Here is a 24,512-nt window from a genome sequence, read left to right as displayed (position 1 = left end):
GGAAGTCGTTGTTCCGTGAGAATGAGACATAAAAAACTTATTAAGAACATAATATGGATGCTTCTGCTGGTTGCGGGATTGTCTCTGAGTTCCTCATTCTTTACGCTGGAGGCTCAATCGGCCGGAACTCGAATTCCGATTCCGAATTTGAACATCAACGTAAACGAGGCCAAAGGCCCGAGGGAAACCAGTCTTTCTTTGATGGTACTTTTTTTAGTCACCATCCTTTCCCTGGCTCCGGCGATCGTAATGTCCCTGACCTCATTTACCAAAATCGTGATCGTTTTGGATTTCGTGAGAAGGGCTCTTTCCATTCAGAACCTTCCTCCGAATCAGGTGATGATGGGTCTTGCGTTGTTTATGACATTCTTTATCATGGCTCCGACTTTGAACACCGTCAACGAACGCGCGTTAGGTCCATATCTGGAAGGAAAGATAGACACCAATACTTTTTTCGAAAAGGGAATGATACCCATTCGCGAATTTATGATGCGTCAAATCGGGACCTCCGGCGCCAAGGACGTAGCGTTGTTTTTGAAAATCGGAAAAGTGGAGAACGTGGAATCCTTCGACGACGTTCCTTCTTACGTTTTGATTCCGGCGTTTATGTTAAGCGAGATCAAAAAGGCGTTTTGGATCGGGATCATAATCTTTATTCCGTTCATAGTAATCGATCTAGTGGTCGCGTCGGCCCTTCTTTCCATGGGTTTGATGATGCTTCCTCCCGTTATGGTCAGCCTTCCGTTCAAATTGATTTTATTCGTCCTCGTTGACGGTTGGAATCTGATCGTCTACGAACTCGTCAGGAGTTATAAATGACGGAATTGGATGCGATGTCTCTTATCCGGGACGCGTTGTATGTCACGCTTAAAATCTCTTCCCCTATCCTCGCGACCGCGCTGGTGGTAGGGCTTATCATAGGAATTCTACAGACTACAACTTCCATCCAGGAGCCCACGATCGCTTTCGTTCCTAAGTTGGTCGCCATTTTCATCGTGATCGTGATTTTTTCATCCTGGATGATCCAGACTATGACGGATTATACGCGCGACCTATTTTTGATGATAGAGAAATTTTAGAATATTATGGAATACTTTATCAATCATTTTCAAGTATTTCTTCTCATTCTTTCGAGACTGATGGGGCTTTTGTCGGTGGCGCCGATTTTTTCCTATCCGTCGATCAGCGTTCCGCAGAAGATGATTTTTTCTTTTTTAGTTTCCGTGATTCTTTTCCCGGTGACCGCCGGTTTCCTTCCGCCTATTCCCGGAGATATGGGGCATTACGGTTTGGTAGTGATTGCGGAGGCGCTCATCGGAATGCTGATGGGTTTTTTAATCAGCTTGATCTTTGCTTCCTTTCAGATGGCAGGAGAATTTTTTAACGTTCAGTTGGGATTCGGATACGCGGAAGTTTTGGATCCGGTCACTCAGACGAGTTTGCCTGTGATCAGTACGTTGAAGAATCTTTTGGGAATGTTACTCTTTCTGACGTTAGGCGCGTATCGCGTGATGTTCGAAAGTATCGCTTATTCCTTCGAAAAAATCCAGGTTTTGACGTTCGTTCCGGAAATTCAAAACGGAATTTATAAGGCCTTGGAAGACGCGGTCGGCGCTATGTTTTTGGTCGCGTTTAAATTGTCTCTTCCTGTGCTTGGAATCATTTTGCTCGTGACCGTATCGGAAGCGTTGATGGGAAAGGCGGCCCCGCAGTTGAACATCCTTCAGTTGTCCTTTCCGATCAAGGTGACGATCGGTCTTGTGGTGATGATTTTTATCACCCCGTATTTGGTTTCGCAGATGGGAGTGGCATTCGATTTGTCATTTGATAAGTTGAATTTGATGCTCCAGGAGTGGCCGAAATGAATTTCGTCTGGGAAACGGCCTATTCATCGATCCGGGAATTTCTCTCCAAGAAGAGACATTCCGTGAGAACGGAAAACGTCGTCGTAACTCCGACTCCCGCCGTATTTTCGAGCGCGCCCCGCCCCGATCTTGGGTGGAGGGGTGTGGTGGCGGGTAAACTCCGGAAATTTTTCGCTATCACAAAAGGCGACTTTCTGCAATTCGAATTCCTTTTTTTTTCCGAGGTAGTAATTCCGACAAACGCGCGTTCTACGGACCCTTTCGTAGGAAGTACGACCGCGCCAACCGCTTTTTTGTTGGACACGGCGGAAGAGTTTCGAATCGATCTCCAACTTTTTGCGGCGGAAGACGAGGGCCGGACAGAACCCGGATCCGAACGCAGAAGAAGAGAAGAGCGCGAAAAAGGTAATGTTCCCAAATCCCCCGAACTTCCCGCCGCAGTCGTCCTTTTGGCGGGAGTCGCACTCGTTTACCTCATGGGAGAATATTTTTTCATGAGGGCGTTTTACATACTTCGCAAATACATACACGGGGTCGGACTTCGAAACGATATCAGTTCCGAATCCGTAACCGAACTTTTGAAAAATGCATCGACCGATCTGTTCACGCTTCTTTGGCCGCTTTTGGGAATCACTTTGGTGGGAGCCGTTCTCGGAAACGTGGCTCAGGTAGGATTCATCTTTGCACCGAGAGCACTCAGTTTCAATTTCAGTAGAATCCGACCCAACTTTAAAAAGGTATTACCGACACGTCAGACGCTCTTTAACTTAGGAAAGTCCCTCTCCAAAGTGGCCCTGATCGCTTGGGTTTCGTACATCGTTATCAGTAAGGATTTTTTTCCCATCCTTCTTTCCGGTGAAATGGGTCTGGAACAGGCGGTCGCGCTCGTTATGAGCACTTCGTTTAAGATATTTCTCGTCGTGGGAATCATCCTTCTTGCGATCAGCATAGTCGATTATCTCTATCAAAGATACGAATATGAAGAATCCTTAAAGATGACTCCTTCCGAAGCGAAGAGAGAGGCCAAAGAATCCGACGGGGACCGTTCTTTGCAGGCGAGAAGAAGACAACTCGCCCGGGATATGATGAATAAACGTAAGATGCTCGCCAAGGTTCCGGAAGCCGACGTGGTCATCACCAACCCGACACATTTCGCGGTTGCACTGGAATACAAACCCGGAATCCACAAAGCGCCCGTGGTAGTCGCCAAGGGAGTGGACGATTTCGCGTTGTTGATCATCCGTATCGCGCGCGAAAACGGAGTTCCCACCGTGGAAGATCGACTTCAGGCCCGAGGCCTTTACGAGGAAGTGGAACTCGGAGCGGAAGTGCCTCAACAATTTTACCGTGCGATCGCGGCGATTCTTTCGCGTCTGGAATCTTTTCGGAGGGCCGTGTAAGGGGAAGTTATGGAAAAAAAATGGTGGAATCAATCCGACATCATTCTCGGAATCGGGGCCGTCGCCATCGTGGCGATGTTGGTAATTCCGCTTCCCGGATTCATATTAGATATTTTGATTATTCTCAGTTTGGCGATCGGACTCCTCGTACTTTTGACGTCGCTTTCCGTCCGTGAACCGGCCGATTTTTCGATCTTTCCCAGTTTGTTATTGATCACGACCCTGTATCGTCTGGCGCTCAACGTGTCTACTACACGACAGATCCTTTCCAAAGGACCCGCGATGAACAGTAGTATCATCGACGCATTCGGATCCTTTATCATCGGAAGCGAGTCCGGCCTTTCAAAATACGTGGTGGGATTTATCATCTTCATCATTTTGGTTCTCGTTCAGGTGTTAGTGATCACCAAAGGTGCCACCCGGATTTCGGAAGTGGCAGCACGTTTTACCTTGGACGCGTTACCCGGTAAGCAGATGGCCATCGACATGGAACTTTCCTCCGGTAACATCAATGAAGAGGAAGCCAAAAAAAGAAGAAAAAAAATCGAAGCCGAAGTCGATTTCTACGGTTCCATGGACGGTGCGAGTAAATTCGTCCAAGGAGACGTGCGAGCCGGCCTCATCATCACCGCCATTAACCTGTTAGGCGGTGTAATCATAGGCGCTTCGATCCGCGGAGAATCCTTCACCCAGGCGATCGAAACCTACGGCAAATTTACGATCGGGGACGGATTGGTGTCCCAAATCCCCGCTCTTCTGACCACGGTCGCAACCGGTATCATCGTCACCCGATCGGGTTCCGAATCGGATCTCGCGACACAATTCAAAAGTCAACTATTCAGCAATTCCAAAGTTCTTTACGTGGTTTCCGGAAGTTTGGGTTTCGCTTCCCTGATTCCGGGACTTCCGTTTATTCCCCTTCTGTTGTTGGCGGCGGGTGTGGGTTATCTCGGTTATTCGTTGGAACAGACGGTCAAGGAACAGCTCGAATCCATCGAAAAGAAGGAAAAGGAATCGGGTCAGGACAGAAAACCCAAGGACTTTTACGAGGAACTCAGAACCGATCCGATCGAAATCGAAGTGGGATATCATCTCATTCCGTTAGTCGATGCTTCGCAAGGCGGGGCGCTGCTGGATCAGATCAGCAACCTAAGAAAAAAATTCGCCCAAGACAACGGAGTGGTCATTCCTCCCGTACGAATATTAGACAATCTTGATTTAAATCCGGATACGTACTCGATCAAGATCAACGGCACCGAGGTGGGAACTTCCGTAGTCAAACCGGATAAGTTGATGGCACTCAATACCAGCCCCGGAACCGCGGAGCCGATTCAAGGAGAGGATTTTCTGGAACCGTCCTTCGGACAAAAGGCCAAGTGGATCGGCACGGAGGACAAGGCGGAAGCCGAAGCGAAAGGTTATACGGTCGTGGACGCTTCCACGGTCGTGGTCACTCATCTTAAGGAACTTCTCGCCACACACGCATCCACGTTACTCGGAAGGGAAGAGGTTAAAAAACTTCTGGATCATTATAAGGCGAGTTATCCGACTCTCGTGGGAGAACTGGATGCGGACAAACCGGGAAATCTCGGAATCATTCAACAAGTTCTTCAGAATCTTCTCCGAGAAGGTTTGGGAATCCGCAACCTCGTTCCGATTTTGGAATCGATCGCCAATAATTTGAGCAAATATCAAAACCCGTACATTCTCACGGAGCTCGTACGGCAGTCGATCTCGCGCACGGTCGTCCGGGATTATCTTTCCATGGACGGTAAACTCCGCGTCATCACTCTCGAAAGTAGAATCCTGGACCGACTCAACAAGTCGATCGCGCAGGATAGGATCGAAAACAGGGACGTCCTTTCGCTTTCTCCCGATTTTTACAGAAGGTTGATCGACGGCGTCGCGGAACTTTACCGCAATTTCCGGACCGAAGGAAAATTTCCTATCTTCGTTGTGAACAGGGAAGTGAGACTTCCGTTCTCATACCTTCTCGCAAAGGAATTTCCTCCGCGTAACTTCGGCGTTTTGGCCTACGAAGAGATCCATTCCTCGGTGGATTCGGTGATCGAAGCGGAGCTGAAACTTCCGCAGACACAAGCGGCCGCCGCGGCGGGAGTGGGCGACGAAATATGAAATTATTTGAATATTCTTTCTTTTTAATGTGGAAAGGGCAAGGAGCCGATTATGGAATTCGCTAAAATTCGCGGTAAAAGTTATCAGGACTGTCTGATGGAAATGAAGATGAAATACGGTCCGGAAGCGACCGTGATTTCTCAAACCGTCGTGACCGAGGGCGGGGTCATGGGAACCGGTCTTCTTGCTAAAAAGATGATCGAAATCCAGATAGGAATTCCCGAAAAACAGGCTTCCCGCGAAAAGATAGAACGTAAACTCCAGGACTTAAAGGACCTTCTCAAACAGAAATCCTATGCGGCGCCCGAGCGTAAAAAGACTCTGCAGACGATCAAACCTCTTTCCCGCACTTTGGAAGAAAAGGAAAATCCGGTTTCACCGTCCGAAGAAGATATCTGGGAAATTCAGGAAGTAACTACCGAACCGGAACGCGTCGGGCTTTCGTTTGAGAAAGAACTTTTTGACAAAACGCAACGCGCGCAAAAAGATCCGGCCGCCCGCGCGAGAAAGGATTCTCCCTTAACCAGACTCGGCGAACGATTTCTCCGGGAAGGAATGAGCCCTTCTTACGTCGAGGAACTCCTTTCCAAAATCGAAGAAAGACTTTCTCCGATCGACCAAGGAAGAAATCATACGGTCGGAGAACGTGCGATCGAAGTTCTCAAAGAACGGGTGAGCGTGGACCCCGATCTTTTTCGCGGAACGGGTAAACATCAGAGAAAGGTGGTTTTTCTCGTGGGTCCGACGGGCTCCGGAAAGACGACGAGCGTAGCCAAACTTGCGGCGAAGTATTTCCTACATATGGGAAGATCCGTTTCGCTTTATACGACCGACAACTATAGAATCGCGGCTATCGAACAGCTCAAACGTTACGCCGATACGATGGGAATGCCGTTTTATCCGGTTAAAGACATAAAAAAATTCAAGGAAACCTTGGCCCGTGACGGATCGGAATTGATCCTGATCGATACGGCCGGTTACAGCCATCGTAATCTAGAGCAGCTTGAAAAGATGAATGCGTATCTTTCCTGTTTCGGAGAAAAGGACTCGGTGGAAAATCTTCTTGTCCTTTCCGCCACTTCCTCCTACCATCATACCAATACGGTATTAAAAGCCTATGAGTCTCTGAATTACCGGAGAATCCTTTTGACCAAATTGGACGAAGCGGATTTTTTAGGTGGTTTTCTGGAACTGGCCGATACATACTCTAAGAGTTTCACATACTACAGCGTGGGGCAGGAGGTTCCTTTCGATATCCTTCCCGCGGAAAAAAATCTTTTGGCGGAGTGTGTGGTAATTCCCGAGAAAATTGCAGAACTCAGAGGAGAAGTGTTCACCGTTGCCGGTGCCTGATCCGCAGAGCTTCGAAGAGGTAAAGAATGGACCAGGCGACTCATTTACGTAAACTCACCGAGGGAAATACGAGTCTTAAAGTTCTGTCATCCAGAAAGCCGACGACCAAGATCATAGCGATCGCGTCCGGAAAGGGAGGAGTGGGCAAAAGTACCATCTCCGTAAACCTCGCCATATCCATGGCCCGGGCCGGTCAGAAAGTTCTCGTTTTCGACGGAGACTTGGGTCTCGCGAACGTAAACGTTATCTTAGGGATCATTCCCAAATACAACCTCTACCACGTCGTAAAAGGTCACAAAAGCCTCAAAGACATCATCATACAAACTCCCGAGGGAGTGGACATCATCGCGGGAGCGTCCGGATATTCGCAACTTGCAAACCTAAACGATACACAAAGAAATTCCCTCATCAAGGGATTCGCCGATTTGGACAACTACGACATTATGATCATCGACACCGGAGCGGGAATCAGCTCGAACGTGATCGGTCTCACACTTCCCGCGGACGACGTAATCGTGATCACGACTCCCGAACCGACGGCTATCACCGATTCCTACGGATTGATCAAGGCGATCGTTTCGCAGAGTCGGGACAAAAATCTGAAAATGGTCGTCAACCGGGTTCGAAGCGCGATCGAAGGAAAAAAAGTCGCCGATCGTGTCATCGATATCAGCGGTCAGTTTCTGGAAGTGAAGGTGGACAATCTAGGATTTATCTTTCAGGACGAAGAGGTGGAAAAGAGCATTCGGGAACAAAAACCCTACATCATCAATTCCCCCAAAAGTAAGGCGGCCGCCTGTCTCAATCGGATTACGTATTCGCTTTTGAATCAAGAGATGGAACCGCTCGAAGACTCGGGCATCAGCGGATTTTTTAAGAAGTTCTTCAACTTTATGGACGTCCGCGAAAAGGAACTCGAGAAGGGCGACGAAGAATAAACCTTGAATCTCCAGATTTCGTTCCTAGTAGTTTTTTCTTCCGTCGCTCTCGTCGTTAGCACGGTCTGCGGTTTTTTAACCGGAAATCAGTGGAGTCATATTCTTTTGGTCTCCGTTTTGTCCACGCTCGCGTTTGCCGTTCTCGGTTTCGGAATTCACGCTTTTTTGGAGACCAAGGTTCCCGAGTTTTTGGATTTTATTTCCAATTTAGGGGGAGAATTCGTCGGGTCTTCGTCGGGGGACGGCGCGTTGGCGGGAGCGGGGATGAGAGATTATTCGCAACAACCTTCCGATACGTACGAATCTTCCTCCACGGGGGACGGACCTTCTTCTTCCGAAGTCTTTGCTTCCGCGACTCCGAAACGTCAGAAAAGCGGGAATTTCGGGGATCATATCATGGTGGAAAATATCGCGATCAAAAACGAGCCGAAACTTATGGCCGAGGCCATCCGTACGATGCTCGCCAAAGACGACATGGGAGAAAAGTAGGAAATTTTTTTCCAAACTCGCTCTTCCGCGACCGGGAAAGCCAATGAGACAAAAAACTGCTTGATTTCCCCGTTTTTGCCCCAAAAAATGCTATTGCAATTTTCTGAGAAGCTCGACACTTTAGAATGAAGGTCAAGGTTTTTCCAGATCCGAGCTTATGTCCAAAAAGTATGAGAAATATAACCAGCAGGATGAGACGGAACTTTGGAAATCCTATCGGGATAACAAAGACCAAGACATCCGTTCGTATCTCGTAGAAAAATATTCCCCCTTAGTCAAACACGTGGCCGGAAGAATCGCGATCGGAATGCCGCAGAACGTGGAATTCGACGATTTGGTTTCGTACGGTGTGTTCGGATTGTTGGACGCGATCGAAAAATTCGATCCGGATCGACTCATCAAGTTCAAAACCTACGCGATGACTCGGATCCGGGGAAGTATTTTCGACGAACTTCGTTCCATCGACTGGATTCCCCGATCGATCCGCCAAAAGGCGAAACAACTGGAGCAGATCATCGGTATGTTGGAGAACAAAGAAGGCCAACAGGTGGACGACGAGGCGATCGCGAAAGAACTCGGGATTTCCATGGAAGAATACAATTCCCTGCTCACCAAAATCAGCGGCACTTCCCTCGTTTCCCTAAACGACATCTGGTTTCTCGGAGACGAAAACGACGAAGTTTCCTTTATGGAAACGCTCGAATCTCCGATGAACATGAATCCGGATACGATCATCGAAAAGGAAGAGATCAAAAACGTGATTGTGGAAGCGATCAAAACCCTTCCCGAAAAGGAAAAGAAAGTCATCGTATTATATTATTATGAAGATCTAACGTTAAAGGAAATCGGAGAAGTTTTGGAAGTAACCGAATCCAGAATTTCCCAACTTCATACGCGTGCGGTTTCGAGACTCAGAAGCAAACTGGGAAAAGTTAAATCCGTTATCTCCCGCAAATAATCCTACCGATTAGGAAAACGAAATGGGCTCCCTCAAACCGTTTTTAGAAGACCAAGTCCGGGAACTGGATCGGATCCAAAAGGAACAGGTAGAAGTATTCGGTGATACGCTCGAAAATTCGCTACGTCTTGCCGCCAAACATCTCAAAAAACAGGTTCACGAACTAGACTACGTCGTTCTCAAACGCGGAAAGAAAAAACTCTTCGGGCATGAACCCTGGCATATCCGCGTAAGCATCCTTCCCGAAGATAACTTTCTGGACGAACTCACCGAACTGGATCAGAAGTTGACCGGAGGATCGGGAAAACTCGTCTCTAAAGATCTCAAAGAATTCATCCAAGCCAAGGACAAGGACGGACGGGTCTTGGTTCAGATTTTCCGAAACGGAACCTATCTTACCGTCTTTCCACCGTTAGGCGAAGGGCGCGCGGTGCAGTTCGACGAGGTTTCCAAAAAACTTTCCCTAAGAGGGGTTGCCGTAGAGGACGAGAAACTGATCCGTAAAATCGCAAAGGATCAAAAGGGAGAACCGGTTCTTATCTCGGAACAAAAACCGAGACAGGGAATGGAAGCCAAGATGATCCTCGACATCACCCCGGATAAGATGAAGGCTAAGGTGACCGTTCTTCCGCCGAGACCGGGCGGGAGAGACTTGGACGTCAAAGACGTGATCAATCATCTCAAAAACGCTGGAGTCAAATACGGCTTTAAAGAGGAAGAGATCCAGAAAAAACTGGAAGATGAATTTTTCAACCAACCCTTTCTCGCCGCGGAAGGGGATTTTCCGATCAACGGCAAAAACGCGCAGATCATCTATCACGTTCGAACGAGCAAAAACGTTTCCTTCAAAGAAGACGAAAGCGGCCGTGTGGACTTTAAGGATCTCGACCTGATCGAAAACGTGGTCGTAGGTCAACTTCTCGCCGAAAAAGTTCCCGCAGAAAAAGGGAAATACGGACGTACTCTTTTCAACGAACTTCTTCCCGCAAAGGACGGGATCGACACCGATCTCAAACAAGGAAAGGGAACCATCCTATCGGAAGACAGAAGTAAACTCACCGCCGAGGTCAATGGGCAGGTTCTCTACGCGACCGGAAGACTTTCGGTGGAAACCGTTTACCGAGTCAACGGAGACGTGGGTATCAAAACGGGGAACGTGACCTTTCTCGGTTCGATCGTAATTACGGGTAACGTGGAAGACAACTATTCCGTCAAGGCCGCGGGTAACATTGAAATCTACGGCACCGTACAAAAGGCGCGTGTGGAAGCCGACGGAGACATCATCATTCGTCAGGGAATTTCGGGAAGGGAAGAAGCGCATATCGAATCGACGGGCGGGAACGTGATCGCGAAATTCATCCAGAGCGCTACCGTGATTACAGAACGCGACGTTCTCGTTCAGGAAGGGATTCTCCATTCCTTCGTTAGCGCCGGCGGCAAAGTGCTTTGTAACGGAAAGCGAGGACAGATCGTGGGGGGAACCGTGCGCGCTTCCGAATTGATCGGAGCCAGAACGATCGGTTCTCCGGCAAACCCGGCTACGGAGCTCGTTGTGGGAATCGATCCGAAGGTTTTAAAACAGATCGCCGACTACGAGTCGAAAATGCACGAAAGTCAGTCCAAACACGAACAGGTATTCAAAAGTTTAAAAACGCTTCAAGCCCGGAAAGAATCCGATCCTGCTTCGTTTACGGAAGACCATCAAAATCAAATGGTCAAAATGCAGAAGGCGGTGGACAAACTCGATTCTCGGATCAAGGAATTCGAAACCGAAATCGAAAACCTGAAGAACTACATGGAGGAAAAGTCCTCCCATGGAAAGATCAGCGTCGAAAAGGTTCTCTACGGCGGGGTCACGATGCGGATCCGCAACTCCGATTTCAAAACCAGAAACGAAATCAAAACCAAAACATTCCTGGAAGAAAACGGAATGATCCGGCAAGTTCCATATGAGGATCCGGAACCCGAGAAAAAAGACTGGAGAAAAAAACGAAATCGTGGTAATTAAACCGTAGGATGAGGTTGAACGACACTCTCTTCGGTTACGGTCAGGCTCCGGACATGATCCGGAAACAGCAGGTGGAACATCCATTCACCATGCCGCATCTGATTTCGGAAACCGCCAGAGTCGTCAAAGAATACAACGACACTCGGAAATACGCCGTCGAACTTTACACCGACGTCTTTTCCCTTTCTCCCGAATCTAGAGAACGGATGGCCTCCGCCCGAAACGAAAAGATAGACAGAATCCGGGATCAGCTCAAAACCTACAAACCCGCTTCGGGAGAACTTCCCCGAGAAGCTGAATTGGTGACGTATTCCCCGCAGGGTAGAAAGTCCGCGAGCGATTTGTCCCACAGAGGTAGGTTCGAAATTTTCGCATAATCCATTTTCCGAAGGGAATGTTGTTGGAGACGGAACCGAGGAAAACGAATGGAACTATTTGCAGTGTTTGCTATCAACGCAGTGGTGTCGGTCGTACTTTATTATACGATCACTTCCAAAGTAACCGAAAGAATTCGGACTCATATGCTTAAAAAAATCAACGAAGAAATCAGGGATTTCGTGGACGAGTTGGAAACGGAATCGTTACGACAGGTCGATCTGATCGGTTCGAGGATTCTTACATTCAAAGAAATGACTCTCAAAGCGGAGGAGTTGGTTCGCAGGATCGAACAGGCGGCCGGTGGAGAAGTTGTTTCCAATCTCAAGGCGGGAATGACGAACTCCGAGTCGCAGATTCTTTCCCGGAAAAATTCGGCTCTGCAGAATCCGCAGGAAAAATACGAAACCGCGGCGCAAGGCTCCGGTTCTAAAATTCCCGGCTCGATCCAACAAGGCATAGGACATATCTACAAAGAGAATTTGGAATTGAACCAGGAAGATGAGGACGAACGAGACGTTTTTATTTCCGGAAACGGAGATCCGGTCCCTGTTTCAAAAAATAAATCCTCCTCGAAACAGGGAAAAACTTCCGTTTTCTCTTCCGAGGAACGGATACAATCTTCCTTCGCATCGGATCCCGGAAAATTCGTGGGAACTCCCGCTCCCAATCGAGTGGCAAAACAAAATTCTCGGGGAACGAACCCGATCCCGACGACCTCGGGCTCCACGTCCAACCTCGTTTTGGAAACGATCGGCAAAGGGGTGAGAAAATTTTTCGGTATCCAGGAAATCAAAACGATTGCGGAAGAAACCGACAAAAACGATTATTTTCCAGGCACAAGAAATTCAACCTTGGATATCTCCTTGGACGAGGATCCGTTCGCTCCCGAAGAGAATGAAAATTCCGCAGCAACGGGGGCTTCCCGTTTTACCGACAATCGTTCGGCAAAGGAAGCTAATTTCGGGAGAATTCTGAACGACACGTTGACCGGATACGAACCGCAACGATCCGACTCCGCGAAAATCTCCGCGGAATCCGTTTTGCTCGAAATCGCCGAAGACGCTTCGAAAATCGAGAAAGTTGTTTTCCTTTTGAAACGAAAGTATTCTCATGAGGAAATTTCAGAAGTTTTGGATCTTGCCCTCGGCGAAGTGGATATCATAGAAAGATTCAGGTTGGACAGAAATAGGAGGTTCTGATGTCCCAGTTTAGCGTATTGAACGTAGGATTCGGGAATATCGTTCTAGTATCGAAAGTGGTCAGCATCATTCATTCGGATTCGGCTTCCGCAAAACGGATCCGGAACGAAGCCAAAAGCAACAACAGTTTGATCGACGCGACTCAAGGAAAAAAAACCCGTTCGATCATTGTGACGGACAGCAATCATTTGATTCTCTCCAATCTCCGGGTGGAATCCTTAACGAGAAGAATCGAAGCGAGCGATAATTCCATCGCGACCGACGAGGAAGACGTAGACTGAATTTTCCCAAGTTGTTCGTGCTTTCTTCCGTCGCCGGCGGAGGAAAATCGACCCTAATCCAAAAGCTGCGGGAGAAACATCCGGAAATTCTTTTTTCGGTTTCCTGTACCACACGCTCGCCTCGTCCGGGGGACAAAGAGGGCATAACGTATCACTTTCTCTCCAAAGAGGAATTCGAAAAAGGGATTTCAGAATCTGCGTTTTTGGAATGGGCTTTGGTTCACGATCAATATTACGGAACCCCGGCCAAGTTCGTGGAGGATGCGTTCTCGGTGGGTTCTTCCGTGATTATGGACATTGACGTCCAGGGAGCAGGGATCGTCCGGAGTAAACTTCCCGGTAAAGTCGTGACGATTTTTATTCTTCCCCCGAACGATGCGGAATGGGAACGGCGTCTTCGGGGAAGGGGAACCGATTCCGAGGAAAACATCGTGAAACGGATCAAAAACGGGAAGCTCGAATTGGAGCGTCAGAACGAATTCGATCATAAGATCGTGAACGACGATCTCGATACGGCGCTCGAAACGTTGGAAAAAATTATTTTCTCGAATTTGAAGGAAAGTCAGGAAACGAATTTTCGGAATGATTCGAGATAAAGGATTTCGAATCGATGTTTCCGTTTTACGATGGATTCGAAATCTCGGTTCTCTTGGATTCCGAGTTTTTTTGACCGGCCCTGTTTGCGGTAGGACCGTGGGAGTTCCTACGAAACACGGATTCGGATTGCGCTTGTTTGGCAGCGGGGTTTCTGTTATAGGGGAATTTCCGGATTTGTTCCACCACCCGCCCCTCCACCCAAAACAGGGTGGGGCGCCTTGTTTGCGGTAGGATCGTGGGAGTTCCTACGAAACACGGATTGAAGTTTCTAAGAATCGATCGGAAATTGACGATCGAAAATGATACGATAGAGCAAAGAAAAGAATGAATCTAACATTGCAGCCCGTGTATAAAATCCACAAGTTAAAACTCTTAGAAGGAAAGGCGGAGCTTGGTCGTTATTTGAATCTGAAACTTCCCGAATCTTGGCCCACCTTTCCGGAAGCGTTTCAAATCTCGCAACAGGACTCTAACTCCGACGATGGTATAGAAACCGCGGATATTTTTGGGGGATATTTTTTTATAGATTTCGAAACAAAAACCCTGGTCGGAAACGGAGGTTTTACCGGGCCACCCGACGCGGGAAATTCCGTGGAAATCGGTTATGAGATTGCAACCGAGTTTTGGAATCGAGGATACGCGACTCTCGCGGCCGAACGTTTGATCGCATTGGCGTTCGGAGAGGCGAATGTCTTTCAGGTGAAGGCCACTACTTTGGCGGAAGAAAACGCATCGAATCGAGTTTTAAAAAAATGCGGAATGACGTTCTTATCCGAAGAGCCGAACGACGAATTTGGAAAAGTATGGGTTTTCGGAATCAATAGACAACAGTTCGAAAAACGGAACGATTAGAAGCCAGGTCCCCGCGCGGCAACTAAATAAATAGCGCACGAAAATTTCCTTGAACGATCGCGAAACAAGATCCTCGCTCGGTTTCCGTTACGAAAAACGGATTCGCTCTATCTACAATCCGGAGTATCCACCAAAATAAACGGCATATTGGTCGGAACTCCGTTGGCTTTCAATTCGCGATCCTTGAGATAGAATCCGCAGACGGAAACATAACTTCCCACGTGCACATTGGAAATCAGGGACGCCGAGTCGGAATCCAATGCGACCGGTTTTCCGGAAAAATAAACAACGAATCGAATCGAATTTCCTTTGTATAAGATTTCAGAAACGGTTCCCGCGATTTGAATCGTTTTCCCTACGGCGGCCGAAGGGTTGGAGACGAGTTCGTAGCCGCTTACTTTCGGGGGAGGTCCCGCGGACTTTTTTTTAGCGGTCGCTTCGGATGAAATCGAAAGAACTGCCAAGAATAAGATAAACGTTTTCGTATATTTTAAATTCATAATTCACTGTTCCTATGTTTCTAAGGATTGGCTTCCACCGCGTCGTCGGGGATGTCCGGAGTTTTGATCCCGCCGGAACGGCTCAACCATTTGTTGGTGATCATCGCCCTTCGGTCCGCCGGAAAAAGGGTTAACAAATACGTGGTGATCGTAGGTCTTCCGTCATCCTCGGCGTCTTTGTCCATTTGGATAAAAACGTCGATGATATCTCCGTCCGGCCAGTTGACGAGCATTCCGACTGCGGAATCCGGAGGCATGTTTCCTACCTTATCTGCGAGAACTTTTACGAGTTTCTGGCGACTGTTTTTTTCGGCTTCCGAAGATTTCATCTCCTTTTCTTTGGTGATGAGACCTTTACGCATCTCTTCGAGTTTTTCCATTTCGGCCTCGAGTCTGCTTTTTTCCGTCAACAATTCGACCTTACGTTTTTCGAGTTCGTCCAATTCCTCGGCGAAACGTTCCTGAGCTTTTGCGAATTCCAACTTCTGCAATTCCGTAGGCGATTCGCTGTCTTGGTTTACGAGAGCCGGTTCCTTTCTGAGAAAGGGAAAAATGTCCGAAGCGTTGATGATTTGAAAGTAATCAAAAACGAAGAAGCCTATGGCCAAAAGGAATAGAATTAAAAGAACGAGGTAAATCGCCCTTGCTTTGTCGCTTAATGATGCCATGTTAAACCTTTAGGTCGATCCGATTCCTGCCGATTTTATTCTCCAGCTTTTCGGCCTTTTCTTGAAAATCGGCGATTTTGCTCCGGAGGGTGAGCATGGAATCCGTTTCACCGGAAGAATTCGAAACGGATTCTCCCAAAAGTTTCCGGAATATGGATTCACTTTTTGAATCGTTCGTAGAGTTTTTTGAGTTCGGAGGTTCCGGAGTCGTCGTTCGGGTTTTCAGCGCTCGATCCCGTATCGTATGTAAAGATTCGCGGAGGCGGTTGAGAGAGAGAGGATTCATCGGATTGTCTCCTTTGGATGGAATTCAATTGGTTGTAGTGTTCTTCGAGTTCGAACTTCTCTTTTTTGAAATATAACTTTCTGTATTCTTTATATTGATTTTCTTTCAGAATCTCCAGAATTTTGCGATCCTTTTGCGCCGAGATCAACTCCGCACGTTTGGCGTCGAGTTCCGGTTTACGGTTTTCTATATCCTGCTCCAGAGTTTCGTTTTTCGTGATTAAGGATCGGATATAACCCTGGTGCAACTGATAATCTCGCAATGATGCGCCGTGGAGCGAATACGATTCTCCCGTGAGTATCTCGATCCGTTTTTCGTTTTCCATAATGGAATTGCGGATCTGATTGATTTCGCCCGCCACGAGGGAAAAGGTTTTGAGCTTTTCATCCTCCGTTTTTTTGCGAAGATTTAAAACGGGTTCTAGATTGAATCGAAACCGTTTCAAAGATTAAAATTCCTCTTCTTCCTGTTCTTCTTCCAGAACTTCTTTTAAACCTTTTTCCGCTTGGGAAAACGAGCTTCGCTCTTGGATTTTTTGTTTTAGGTAACGGTCGATTTGCTCCTTCTTTCGGATGGCCAAATCTACGCGCGCGTCCGAACCGGAGACGTACGCGTTGAGACGGATCAATTCTTCCGCGGAGTTGTAGGCGCTGATGAGTTCGCGGATCATTCCCGCTCTGAGGTTTTGGTCTTCGGAGGCGATTCGGGCCATCACCCGGGAAAGAGAAGCGGGGACGTCGATGGCGGGGTAGTGATTGCGCTCCGCAAGTTTTCTGTTTAAGATGATGTGTCCGTCTATGTAACCTCGAACCGCGTCCGCGATCGGGTCTTCCATTTCGTCGGCTTCCGTAAGAACGGTGTAAAAACCGGTGATCGTTCCTCCGGTTTTCGAAGTTCCGGAACGTTCTACGAGTTTGGCGAGTTTGGAAAATACGGAGGAGCTGAATCCTCTTGTGATCGGGGGTTCGTGATTGGACGCGGAAATTTCCCGATTGGCCTGCGCGAATCGAGTCAGGGAATCCATCATTAAGTTTACGTGTTTGCCTTGGTCTCGAAAATATTCCGCGATCGATGTGGCGAGAAGGGCACAGTTGACTTGTTCCATTTTTGGAGAATCCGAAGTCGCCGCGAGAACGATGGATTTTTGAAGTCCTTCTTTGCCGAGGTCGAGTTCTATGAATTCGTTGACTTCGCGACCCCGTTCTCCCACGAGTGCGATCACGTTTACGTCCGCGTCGGTGTATCGGGCGATCATACCGAGAAGGCTGGATTTACCGACGCCTGAGCCGGAGAAAATTCCCACGCGCTGGCCTCGTCCAATGGTAAGAATTCCGTCGATTGCGCGTACGCCGGTGGTAAGAACGTCGCGAATGATCGGGCGATCCAGCGGGTTGGGGACTTCGTTGTCGGGGCCGCGTTCTTCCTTGGTGATGATATGACCTTTTTTGTCGATCGGTCTTCCTACCCCGTTCAAAACTCTCCCTAAAAGTTCTTTGCCAACGGGAATGGAAAGTTTTCTTCCCGAGGAAAATACGAACGCTTCGGGGTAGATTCCTTCCACCGGGCCGAGGGGCATCAGCGTATAGACGTGGCCTTCGAAGCCTACGATTTCACACTGAAGGTATCCCTCTTTTCCGCTTTTTTGGACATCCATAAGTTCGCCTATTTTGGAATCGGGGGGGCCTTCAGAATAGATGACGTTGCCTGAAACACGAATGACTTTGCCGGATTTCCGGATCGTTTCGGTGCGATCCATGATCAGGAAGTATTTGGACATCACGTCCACTTTCTCGTGGAATTTCTTTTCGATCATAGAAGGCTCGGAATTATCCCTTTGTATCGCGGGGTTTGCGAGGAAGTCAAGTATCTATGGGAAAATAAAAGAATTATGTCTCTAAAAGAAAAAAGGCAAGGTGGAACCGAAGAGTCGGTTGGATAGTCGCCGTGGGAGATGGGCGAGGGATTGGTTCGATCCGTTCTTCGTTGTGTGGGAGCTCCCACGCGAATGGAGGCAATGGATCGCGCTTGCCAAACGGAGGAATTCGTGATAGGGAAAAGTCCGTCGATTTTTTCCCGCCAACCCACCTCCACCACCCAACCAGGGCGGGGCGCCTTCTTGTTTACGGCAGGGGCGTCGGAATTCCTGCGCAAGTTCTCTGGAAAAAGAAAAGATCTCCCGGAATCCCCGGGAGATCGATAAGAAGGGAGAAGAATGTCTCGTTTTGAAAAGGAGCTCCGACAGCACGCCGAACGTTCGGGATACTCGTGGGAACTCCTGCCTTTTTCAGATCGGCTCCGCATTCCGGATCGCTTCCTCGATTTCCTTGAGCTGCGTGGAAATCCTTGCGTCGATGGCGCCCACATCGGTTTCGATGATAACACCGCCCCGATCCACCCGGGAGTCCTCGTAGATATTGACCTTCCGAAGGGATTCCATAAGTTTGATGAGTTCGTCCTTGTGGGCCGTCGTGAGTTCGAGATCCGCAAAGTTGACTCGGATGTCCACGCGGTCCCGATCCTTGATTCTTTTTAACGCTTCTCTAATATTGTTGAGAACGATTTCCTTTCTTTCGATGATTTCATCCTTGATCACTTTGCGGGAAATGATGAGGATCATTTCCACCATCTGTTTCTCGGAAGCCTGGATGATTTCTTCGCGAATGTCGATCGCCTTACCAACGATCGTTCCCAGGCGGTCGATAAGACGCCGAACCTCTCCTTGTCCTTTTTTGAAACCGACTTCCCGACCGGCGTCGTATCCTTTGAGGTAGGCTTCGTGTTCGATCTCGGCGACCTTCATCTCCGCCTCTTTGATCATCCTCTCGACTTCCATTTTGGCGCGATCCAGGATCTGTTCCGCTTTTGCCTTGCCCGTATCCTCTTCGAGTTTAACTTTTTCCTTGGAATCTTGGATCATCTGAAAGGCGCGTTTGCGACCTTCCTCTTCGATCTCTTCCGCCTTTCTTCTCGCGTCTTCCAGAAGTTTTCGAACTTGTTCTTCGTTTTCTTCCCGATAACGACTGAGTTCCGCTTCGATTTCCTCGATGGAAGGGCCTTGGTATTGTTCGATGATATTTCCTTCCTGGTCTACCTCGAACTCCTCCGCGTCCTCGTCTCTGTGGAATTTTTTGTATTTATCTGGAATCGCTAATTCGACCTGATCCTTGATGTCGGCGATTTGAATCGGTTTAAAGACGAGTTTTGCCATGGACTACGTGGCCCTCCAAAATTTGATACTTCCTTCCTCGATCTCGTCCCGAAGCCTTTCAAGAACTCCGTTTTGAGCGATTTCCATTTCGGCCAGACTGATCGGACCCATCGAATCCGATTCCAAACGAACCGAAGCGCACAGGGCCGGATCCAATTTTTCGAGAATTCGAATTTGAATCTCCGTTTCGGTTCCCTTTAACGCGCAGGCCAGGACGATCGGATGAAAGGCGGAAAAGAACCGATTGAGAGGTTCTCGTTCCAAGAACAAAAGGTCTTCCATCCGAAAGAAGTGTTCCATAATATTTTCGGCAAAATGAGGGCGCTTCTCGCGGATCCGATCGAAGATTTTTTGCGAATCTCCGGGTTGGAGGCGTCCCAACAGATCGGCCGCCTTTTTGCCTTTGGGGTTCCGGATCGGGAGGCTTTTTTCCTCCAGTGCGATCGCTTCCAGTTTGAATTTGAGAAAACGTTCGAGACGGTTTTTTTCGTATTCGCTGGAAAGATCCAGATCGTGGATCTGTATGAGAATCTCTTCCTTTCTCGCTTCCGGGAAGTCGTTTAACACCGCCGCCGCCGCGTCCGGATTTCCGAAACAAAGCACCAGGGCGATCATCGCCGCGTTTTCTCCGGAGACAATTCTGGAAATTTCTTCGGAAGTTTTCGACTTAAGTTCCTGAAGGAGATCCCGTTCTTCTTTTTCCTCCCGGAGAAGCGCTTCGAGTTCCAGAATCAGATTCAGGCTTTCGGGATCTATGTTCGCTTCTTTTTGGATTTTGCCGAGAGAGTTTAAGAACGAGGAAAGAACCTCTCTTTCCTCGTTCGAATCCGGCTTTCCCGTTTTGTGGAAGGTTTCGAGAAGTTTTCCCGTAGCTTCCGGGCCGAGATGCCGGTAAACTTCGGGAGGAAGATGTTCTCCGAGGATACGGAGTAGGCTTCCCGCCCGATTCTGTCTGGAAGACAGGTTGTTCATCAACCGGCTTCCTCTTCAGAGAGCCATGTGCGTAAGAGCTGGGCGACTTCCTCCGGTTTTTCCCGGGCGAGGTTGATCGCGTTTTCGAGAAGTTCTCTTCTGTATTTTTCGTCGAGGGAGAGTTCTACCTCCGCACCGCCTTCGTCCATGACTCGAAGGGCCGCTTCTCTCATCATCTGTTGTTGCGCGGCGAGTTCTTCTTCTCTGAGTCTTCTTCTTCTTGCGATTTCTTTTTTGACCGCTCTGTAAACCAGGATGCTGATGATCAAAAGAAGGATGATTACCAAGGATGCGATGATCATCTGTCGGATCGCTTTTTGTTTGCGAAGTTCCTCGTCTTCCGCGGCGAATTGTGCCGAACGATCCTTCGGAACCGTGATGACCGAAATTTGATCTCCTCTTGCTTTGTCGATTCCTACGGCGGCTTCGAGGTTTTTACGAATTTGTCTGAGCTCGTCTTCCGAAACGGGAACGTATTTGCGATCGTAACCGGTTCCGTCCTCTTTTTCTTTTTTCTCCCAGACTCCGTCTATGACGACCGAAAGATTGATCTTTTCGATTTTCCAAGGTTGTTTTTGGACTTCGGAAACTCTTCTGTTGAATTCGAAGTTGTTGATGTTTTCGGATTTGCTGTATTCCGATTTTTGATAGTCGGTGTCCTTGTAACCGGGAGGAATGTTCGGTTCCGTGCCCGCGGGTCCGTCGGGGGTAAAACCTCTTCCTTTGAAGTCTTCCTTGGTTTCTTTCGAGGAAACTTTTAGGGAATAACCGTCCACGAGTTTTAATTCGGAGTAGGGAGTGTTCGGGTTGTCGGGAATTGCGACCACGGGAGAAACGGAGTTGTCCTTGTAGGATTCCTTGTCCCAGTTTAAGTTATATTCAAAACGTGTAATGTCCACTCTTTCTTCGCCGCCGAGCAGCCAACGAAGCGTGTTTCTCATATCGATCAAACGTTGGATTCTTTGTTCTTCTCCGATCCGCAATTTCTCCTGAACGATTCTTAGTTCCAATCTTTCCTTTTCGAGATCCTCTTCGAAATCGCTTACGATTTTACCGTCCGCGTCCGCCACGCTGACGTTTTCGGGTTTTAACTTGGGGACCGCTCTGGAGACGAGATTGACGATCCCTTTGACTTCTTTTCGGGAAAGGGAATCCACGCCCGGGATGTAGTGGAGGATAACGGAAGCCTTAACCGGAGAAGCGTTCGAAGTGAAAAGTTCGTCTTCGGGAAAGGCGATGTTCACGTAAGCCTTGTCCACCGAACGAAGGGTCATCAGGGATTGTTCGATGGCGCCTTTGAGGGCCCTGTATTTTTTGATGTCCTTGTCGAACTGGGTTTCGGTGAACTTGTCCACGTTGAAAAGTTCCCAGCCTTGGACGCCCGCGGGGATTAGGTTTTCCTGCGCGAGTTTGGTGACGATCTCCTGTCTTTGTTCCGGATCGACCGTGATGACGCTCGTGTCGGAGGATCCGTATTGATAGCCGAGGGAGTCCAGTTTTTTCGTCACTTCCGCGAAATCCTTGCTCGTTAAATCCTTAAAAAGAACGACTCGGTTTTTTTGTAACGAAATCGTTGAAAGGATTCCGATTGCAACGATGACGGTTAACGCGACTCCGCCTAAGATCAGTTTTTTGGTCGTGTCCAGAGTCGTGAAAAACTCCCGGACGTTGTTCAATAATTTTTGTAGCTGCTCAGGCATGGCGGATCTCCGACGAATTTACGATACGGGACATAATCAAATATCGGAAAGAAAGTACAATCCCTTTTCGAATTTTTTTAGAAAAATTTCCCGGGTACACAAATGTTAAGCGTAGTGGAGCGGGAGTATTCGTCATTTTGAATGTGTTTACGAAGGATATTCGTACTGAATTTTTGTGTAGTGGGGCGGCGGCGGGAACGAAAGGATTTAGCCAGAAAAAGCCATGAATCGTATCGCCTCGGTCGATCGTTTCGGGGCGAATTTTTCTCCGCGTGCGCGAAGAAAAACCGCGCTCTCCGCTTCAGTCAAGAAATTGCATTTTATTTTTAGAATATTCGACTCATTGAATATCAATTTCTTGACTCCGCATCGATCGCTTTCGCGGGAAACATCGGAGCCAAACCATCTGAAACGGAAACGTATGTGGGGGTTTTGTCTGATTCCGAAATTTCGAAACTGTAGGAATTCCTGCGGTTTCTCGGATAATCGAAGATTTAAAAGAACGTGGGAACTACCGCGATTAAGAGCGCAGCAACGTGGGAACTACCTTAACAAAAGAAAACTCCCGAAGCCCCTTCGGTTCTCAATCCGCACCGGATCGTTTGAAAAAGAACTGAAGCATTTTGCGTACCTGCGCGGGTGCAACCCCGTTTCCGAAAAATTCCCCGTCCACCCAAATCTCGAAGTGAAGGTGTGTGTTGTCCGGAATTCCTTTCGCTTCTTCGACGAGTCCCGAGTTGCCGACTGTGCCAAGGACTTCCCCCCGTTTGATCCTATCTCCTAGTTTCAGATTTTTTCGTATCGAGGAAAGGTGGTTGAAACTAGTCATAACCCCGTTTTCGTGGTCGATCCAGATTTGTCTTCCTCCGAAATCCTTTTCCACGTAGGTTACGGTACCTTTTTGAGATTGGGAGGTATGAAATTCGTAATCGGCTAACGTCATCGCAACGTAGGACTGATCGGAGCGGACTACGATCCCGTCGGCGGGGGCCACAACTTCGTCCTGAAAGTTAAGTCCGCGGATTTGACCGTTAGTATCACGTTTTTTGTATATATCAATTCCTTTATGGACTCCGTTTCTATAAGCGCGCGGTGCGTTGGGGAGTTGGTTGTCGTGGGAGGGAATTAATCCGCCGGGAACGGGAAACGAGTAGCCGCGGAGTTTCGGATCGATGCCGTTTAAAAGTCGATCGTTGAGAAAAAGTTTAAGGTCGCTGATTACGATTCCTTTTTCAGTGGTTTCCGGAAAATGTATCCGTATCACGGATGCGTCCAGGTTTTCCAGTCTGTGGAGGTTATTCAGTTCCACATTCTGATTCGTGAATATAGTTCTCCATTCGTCCCGGATCAGAACTTGGATCTGGTATTTTTTTACCGCTCTTTCTCCTCGGAACAAAGGGACGGTCAATCCGATTCCGTTGATGAGGCGTTTCGAGCCGAAGTCAACGATGACCCATTCTTCGCCGGATCGATTGGAGGAATACCAATGGGTCGTCGGATCGGAATCGAACAGGTTGAACCCGCCGTATTCCCCGGAAAACGCGGAGGAGACGGAGTAGCTGAAGGGGGCCGTGGTCCATCTTCCGAAGTCCAAAAAATCGACTTCCGATCCGAAGTTTCCGTAATTGGGTGCCGCGGTTAGGGCAAAACCCGAAACTACGAAAGGGACGAAAAGGCTGACGAGGTTAAATCGTATTTTCATTGTTAGGCGGCGGATCCTTTCAAACCCGGAACGGTTTTCCGGGTATTGCCTCCAACAAAGCGGCTTTTTTCGTTTCCCAGGAATCCAAAAATCGCGAATCCTTCTGTGTGAGGTCCGGACGTAAGGCGATCGCGTTTCCTTGTGCGTCCGCATACAACGCTCTTCTTCCGAAAAAACGTCCGTTTGTCTCTTCGGGCCAGGGTTTTTTTCGTCCATCGCCTAACATTCGCCAGGCGGTAAGAACGTTTTCGCACAGTGATTTTAATCCTTCCGGATCGGCCGAAATCCCGTGATCCGGACCGTCCAATTTGTGATCCAACGTGAAGTGTTTTTCGATCATACAGGCGCCTAACGCGACTGCGGCCGCCGCCGCGGCCGAGCCTGCCGTGTGATCCGAAAATCCTACCGGAAGTTTATAAAGATTTTTGAATGTCTCGATCGTACGTAAATTGGTTTTTTCGGGCGGCGTCGGATAAAGGGACACGCAGTGTAAAAGACAAAGTTTATCCGTTCCTTCCTGACTCAAAAAGGATACGGCGCGTTCCACCTCGAAAAAATCGGCGGCTCCGGTGGAAAGGATCACCGGAAGTCCGGATTTCGCGGTTTCCATCAGCAGCGTACGGTTCGTCACGTCGCCGCTCGCAATTTTGACGGCCGGCACTTTCAAATCCAGGAGTAAACGGAGTGAACTTACGCAGAGAGGCGTGGAAAAAAATGCGAGTCCTTCGTCGAAAGCGGTCTGCTGGAACCTGCGGTGCATCGTTTCGGATAGTTCATATTTTTTGAATATATCTACGAGGATCTTCGCTTCCGGATTGGAGACGTCGATGAATTCCTCGGTCTTATACGACTGGAACTTAACGGCGTGCGCTCCGGCTTTTTTGGCGGCGGCGATCGTACGTTTGCCGATCTCTTCGTCGTTATTGTGGTTGAGTCCGATTTCTGCGACGACAACGGGAGTGTGTTCGGGACCTACGGAAATTTCGCGAGTCAGGGAGAATTCTTTTAGAAAGTTCATGGTT

At 48.4% G+C, this 24,512-nt stretch carries 25 protein-coding genes; 15 read left to right on the top strand and 10 right to left on the bottom strand.

What is annotated here, in order from left to right:
- Positions 1–21 precede the first annotated feature (21 nt).
- The 15 genes from fliP to EHQ17_RS03125 all read left to right on the top strand — a co-directional run bounded on the left by fliP (position 22) and on the right by EHQ17_RS03125 (position 14,454).
- Entirely contained in the window at positions 22–819 is a 798-nt protein-coding gene (gene fliP / locus EHQ17_RS03200; RefSeq protein WP_167881160.1) for a flagellar type III secretion system pore protein FliP, read from the top strand.
- The gene (fliQ, locus tag EHQ17_RS03195; RefSeq protein WP_135595417.1) at positions 816–1,079 is read left to right on the top strand and encodes a flagellar biosynthesis protein FliQ; all 264 of its coding nucleotides are present in this window, start codon (positions 816–818) and stop codon (positions 1,077–1,079) included. Before fliP ends, fliQ begins: the two co-directional genes overlap by 4 nt.
- Before the next feature lie 6 nt (positions 1,080–1,085).
- Positions 1,086–1,865 carry a flagellar biosynthetic protein FliR gene (gene fliR, locus EHQ17_RS03190; protein ID WP_135595418.1) on the top strand — a complete coding sequence of 260 codons (780 nt, stop codon included), beginning with the start codon at positions 1,086–1,088 and terminating at the stop codon, positions 1,863–1,865.
- The gene (locus EHQ17_RS03185; protein ID WP_342776080.1) at positions 1,862–3,265 is read left to right on the top strand and encodes an EscU/YscU/HrcU family type III secretion system export apparatus switch protein; all 1,404 of its coding nucleotides are present in this window, start codon (positions 1,862–1,864) and stop codon (positions 3,263–3,265) included. The genes fliR and EHQ17_RS03185 overlap by 4 nt, the downstream gene beginning before the upstream one ends.
- Before the next feature lie 9 nt (positions 3,266–3,274).
- A complete protein-coding gene (flhA, locus tag EHQ17_RS03180; RefSeq protein WP_135595419.1) occupies positions 3,275–5,401 on the top strand; it encodes a flagellar biosynthesis protein FlhA in 2,127 nt (708 codons plus the stop codon).
- A 51-nt stretch (positions 5,402–5,452) separates the two neighbouring features.
- Positions 5,453–6,754 (top strand): flagellar biosynthesis GTPase FlhF, encoded by a 1,302-nt coding sequence (gene flhF / locus EHQ17_RS03175; protein ID WP_135595420.1) that lies wholly within the window; start codon positions 5,453–5,455, stop codon positions 6,752–6,754.
- Between the two features lie 26 nt (positions 6,755–6,780).
- The gene (locus tag EHQ17_RS03170) at positions 6,781–7,692 is read left to right on the top strand and encodes a MinD/ParA family protein (protein ID WP_135595421.1); all 912 of its coding nucleotides are present in this window, start codon (positions 6,781–6,783) and stop codon (positions 7,690–7,692) included.
- A 3-nt stretch (positions 7,693–7,695) separates the two neighbouring features.
- Positions 7,696–8,181 (top strand): hypothetical protein, encoded by a 486-nt coding sequence (locus tag EHQ17_RS03165; RefSeq protein ID WP_135595422.1) that lies wholly within the window; start codon positions 7,696–7,698, stop codon positions 8,179–8,181.
- Between the two features lie 157 nt (positions 8,182–8,338).
- Positions 8,339–9,139 (top strand): RNA polymerase sigma factor WhiG, encoded by an 801-nt coding sequence (whiG, locus tag EHQ17_RS03155; protein WP_135595424.1) that lies wholly within the window; start codon positions 8,339–8,341, stop codon positions 9,137–9,139.
- Positions 9,140–9,161: 22 nt separating this feature from the next.
- Positions 9,162–11,147, top strand: a complete 1,986-nt coding sequence (locus tag EHQ17_RS03150) for a FapA family protein (RefSeq protein ID WP_135595425.1) — start codon at positions 9,162–9,164, stop codon at positions 11,145–11,147.
- 8 nt (positions 11,148–11,155) lie between these two features.
- A complete protein-coding gene (locus tag EHQ17_RS03145; RefSeq protein WP_135595426.1) occupies positions 11,156–11,524 on the top strand; it encodes a hypothetical protein in 369 nt (122 codons plus the stop codon).
- 48 nt (positions 11,525–11,572) lie between these two features.
- Complete coding sequence (locus tag EHQ17_RS03140) at positions 11,573–12,724, top strand: hypothetical protein (protein WP_135595427.1); 1,152 nt, start codon at positions 11,573–11,575, stop codon at positions 12,722–12,724.
- Positions 12,724–13,005, top strand: coding sequence for an extracellular matrix/biofilm biosynthesis regulator RemA family protein (locus EHQ17_RS03135; RefSeq protein ID WP_135595428.1), 282 nt, complete (start codon positions 12,724–12,726; stop codon positions 13,003–13,005). Before EHQ17_RS03140 ends, EHQ17_RS03135 begins: the two co-directional genes overlap by 1 nt.
- 17 nt (positions 13,006–13,022) lie before the next feature.
- The gene (gmk, locus tag EHQ17_RS03130; protein ID WP_246057350.1) at positions 13,023–13,601 is read left to right on the top strand and encodes a guanylate kinase; all 579 of its coding nucleotides are present in this window, start codon (positions 13,023–13,025) and stop codon (positions 13,599–13,601) included.
- 325 nt (positions 13,602–13,926) lie between these two features.
- A complete protein-coding gene (locus EHQ17_RS03125; protein WP_135595430.1) occupies positions 13,927–14,454 on the top strand; it encodes a GNAT family N-acetyltransferase in 528 nt (175 codons plus the stop codon).
- Between the two features lie 107 nt (positions 14,455–14,561).
- On the opposite strand, the gene EHQ17_RS03120 is transcribed toward EHQ17_RS03125, so the two are convergent.
- From EHQ17_RS03120 to EHQ17_RS03080, 10 genes are all read right to left on the bottom strand, one after another.
- Positions 14,562–14,954, bottom strand: coding sequence for a transporter (locus tag EHQ17_RS03120; protein ID WP_135595431.1), 393 nt, complete (start codon positions 14,952–14,954; stop codon positions 14,562–14,564).
- A gap of 20 nt (positions 14,955–14,974) precedes the next feature.
- Complete coding sequence (locus tag EHQ17_RS03115; protein ID WP_135595432.1) at positions 14,975–15,622, bottom strand: periplasmic-type flagellar collar protein FlbB; 648 nt, start codon at positions 15,620–15,622, stop codon at positions 14,975–14,977.
- 1 nt (position 15,623) lies between these two features.
- Positions 15,624–15,761: a hypothetical protein gene (locus EHQ17_RS19725; protein WP_167881158.1), complete on the bottom strand. Its 138-nt coding sequence runs from the start codon at positions 15,759–15,761 to the stop codon at positions 15,624–15,626.
- Positions 15,762–15,780: 19 nt separating this feature from the next.
- Positions 15,781–16,353: a flagellar export protein FliJ gene (fliJ, locus tag EHQ17_RS03110; protein WP_135595433.1), complete on the bottom strand. Its 573-nt coding sequence runs from the start codon at positions 16,351–16,353 to the stop codon at positions 15,781–15,783.
- Positions 16,354–16,356: 3 nt separating this feature from the next.
- Positions 16,357–17,721: a flagellar protein export ATPase FliI gene (gene fliI, locus EHQ17_RS03105; protein WP_135595434.1), complete on the bottom strand. Its 1,365-nt coding sequence runs from the start codon at positions 17,719–17,721 to the stop codon at positions 16,357–16,359.
- Positions 17,722–18,192: 471 nt separating this feature from the next.
- On the bottom strand, positions 18,193–19,116 hold the full coding sequence (gene fliH, locus EHQ17_RS03100) for a flagellar assembly protein FliH (protein WP_135595435.1): 924 nt from the start codon (positions 19,114–19,116) through the stop codon (positions 18,193–18,195).
- Positions 19,117–19,119: 3 nt separating this feature from the next.
- Positions 19,120–20,088, bottom strand: coding sequence for a FliG C-terminal domain-containing protein (locus EHQ17_RS03095; protein WP_135595436.1), 969 nt, complete (start codon positions 20,086–20,088; stop codon positions 19,120–19,122).
- Positions 20,088–21,788, bottom strand: a complete 1,701-nt coding sequence (gene fliF / locus EHQ17_RS03090) for a flagellar basal-body MS-ring/collar protein FliF (RefSeq protein ID WP_135595437.1) — start codon at positions 21,786–21,788, stop codon at positions 20,088–20,090. Before fliF ends, EHQ17_RS03095 begins: the two co-directional genes overlap by 1 nt.
- A gap of 583 nt (positions 21,789–22,371) precedes the next feature.
- Positions 22,372–23,490, bottom strand: coding sequence for a peptidoglycan DD-metalloendopeptidase family protein (locus tag EHQ17_RS03085; protein WP_135595438.1), 1,119 nt, complete (start codon positions 23,488–23,490; stop codon positions 22,372–22,374).
- Between the two features lie 19 nt (positions 23,491–23,509).
- A complete protein-coding gene (locus EHQ17_RS03080; RefSeq protein WP_135595439.1) occupies positions 23,510–24,508 on the bottom strand; it encodes an N-acetylneuraminate synthase family protein in 999 nt (332 codons plus the stop codon).
- Positions 24,509–24,512 lie beyond the last annotated feature (4 nt).

This window comes from Leptospira gomenensis, assembly GCF_004770155.1.
GTDB classification, from domain to species: Bacteria; Spirochaetota; Leptospiria; order Leptospirales; family Leptospiraceae; genus Leptospira; species Leptospira gomenensis.
This window is presented reverse-complemented; position numbering and strand designations above follow the sequence as displayed.

Coding starts and splice junctions, on each gene's coding strand:
- fliP (WP_167881160.1), top strand. CDS start 22: ATGAGACATAAAAAACTTATTAAGAACATAATATGGATGCTTCTGCTG.
- fliQ (WP_135595417.1), top strand. CDS start 816: ATGACGGAATTGGATGCGATGTCTCTTATCCGGGACGCGTTGTATGTC.
- fliR (WP_135595418.1), top strand. CDS start 1,086: ATGGAATACTTTATCAATCATTTTCAAGTATTTCTTCTCATTCTTTCG.
- EHQ17_RS03185 (WP_342776080.1), top strand. CDS start 1,862: ATGAATTTCGTCTGGGAAACGGCCTATTCATCGATCCGGGAATTTCTC.
- flhA (WP_135595419.1), top strand. CDS start 3,275: ATGGAAAAAAAATGGTGGAATCAATCCGACATCATTCTCGGAATCGGG.
- flhF (WP_135595420.1), top strand. CDS start 5,453: ATGGAATTCGCTAAAATTCGCGGTAAAAGTTATCAGGACTGTCTGATG.
- EHQ17_RS03170 (WP_135595421.1), top strand. CDS start 6,781: ATGGACCAGGCGACTCATTTACGTAAACTCACCGAGGGAAATACGAGT.
- whiG (WP_135595424.1), top strand. CDS start 8,339: ATGTCCAAAAAGTATGAGAAATATAACCAGCAGGATGAGACGGAACTT.
- EHQ17_RS03150 (WP_135595425.1), top strand. CDS start 9,162: ATGGGCTCCCTCAAACCGTTTTTAGAAGACCAAGTCCGGGAACTGGAT.
- EHQ17_RS03145 (WP_135595426.1), top strand. CDS start 11,156: ATGAGGTTGAACGACACTCTCTTCGGTTACGGTCAGGCTCCGGACATG.
- EHQ17_RS03140 (WP_135595427.1), top strand. CDS start 11,573: ATGGAACTATTTGCAGTGTTTGCTATCAACGCAGTGGTGTCGGTCGTA.
- EHQ17_RS03135 (WP_135595428.1), top strand. CDS start 12,724: ATGTCCCAGTTTAGCGTATTGAACGTAGGATTCGGGAATATCGTTCTA.
- EHQ17_RS03125 (WP_135595430.1), top strand. CDS start 13,927: ATGAATCTAACATTGCAGCCCGTGTATAAAATCCACAAGTTAAAACTC.
- EHQ17_RS03120 (WP_135595431.1), bottom strand. CDS start 14,954: ATGAATTTAAAATATACGAAAACGTTTATCTTATTCTTGGCAGTTCTT.
- EHQ17_RS03115 (WP_135595432.1), bottom strand. CDS start 15,622: ATGGCATCATTAAGCGACAAAGCAAGGGCGATTTACCTCGTTCTTTTA.
- fliI (WP_135595434.1), bottom strand. CDS start 17,721: ATGATCGAAAAGAAATTCCACGAGAAAGTGGACGTGATGTCCAAATAC.
- fliH (WP_135595435.1), bottom strand. CDS start 19,116: ATGGCAAAACTCGTCTTTAAACCGATTCAAATCGCCGACATCAAGGAT.
- EHQ17_RS03095 (WP_135595436.1), bottom strand. CDS start 20,088: ATGAACAACCTGTCTTCCAGACAGAATCGGGCGGGAAGCCTACTCCGT.
- fliF (WP_135595437.1), bottom strand. CDS start 21,788: ATGCCTGAGCAGCTACAAAAATTATTGAACAACGTCCGGGAGTTTTTC.
- EHQ17_RS03085 (WP_135595438.1), bottom strand. CDS start 23,490: ATGAAAATACGATTTAACCTCGTCAGCCTTTTCGTCCCTTTCGTAGTT.
- EHQ17_RS03080 (WP_135595439.1), bottom strand. CDS start 24,508: ATGAACTTTCTAAAAGAATTCTCCCTGACTCGCGAAATTTCCGTAGGT.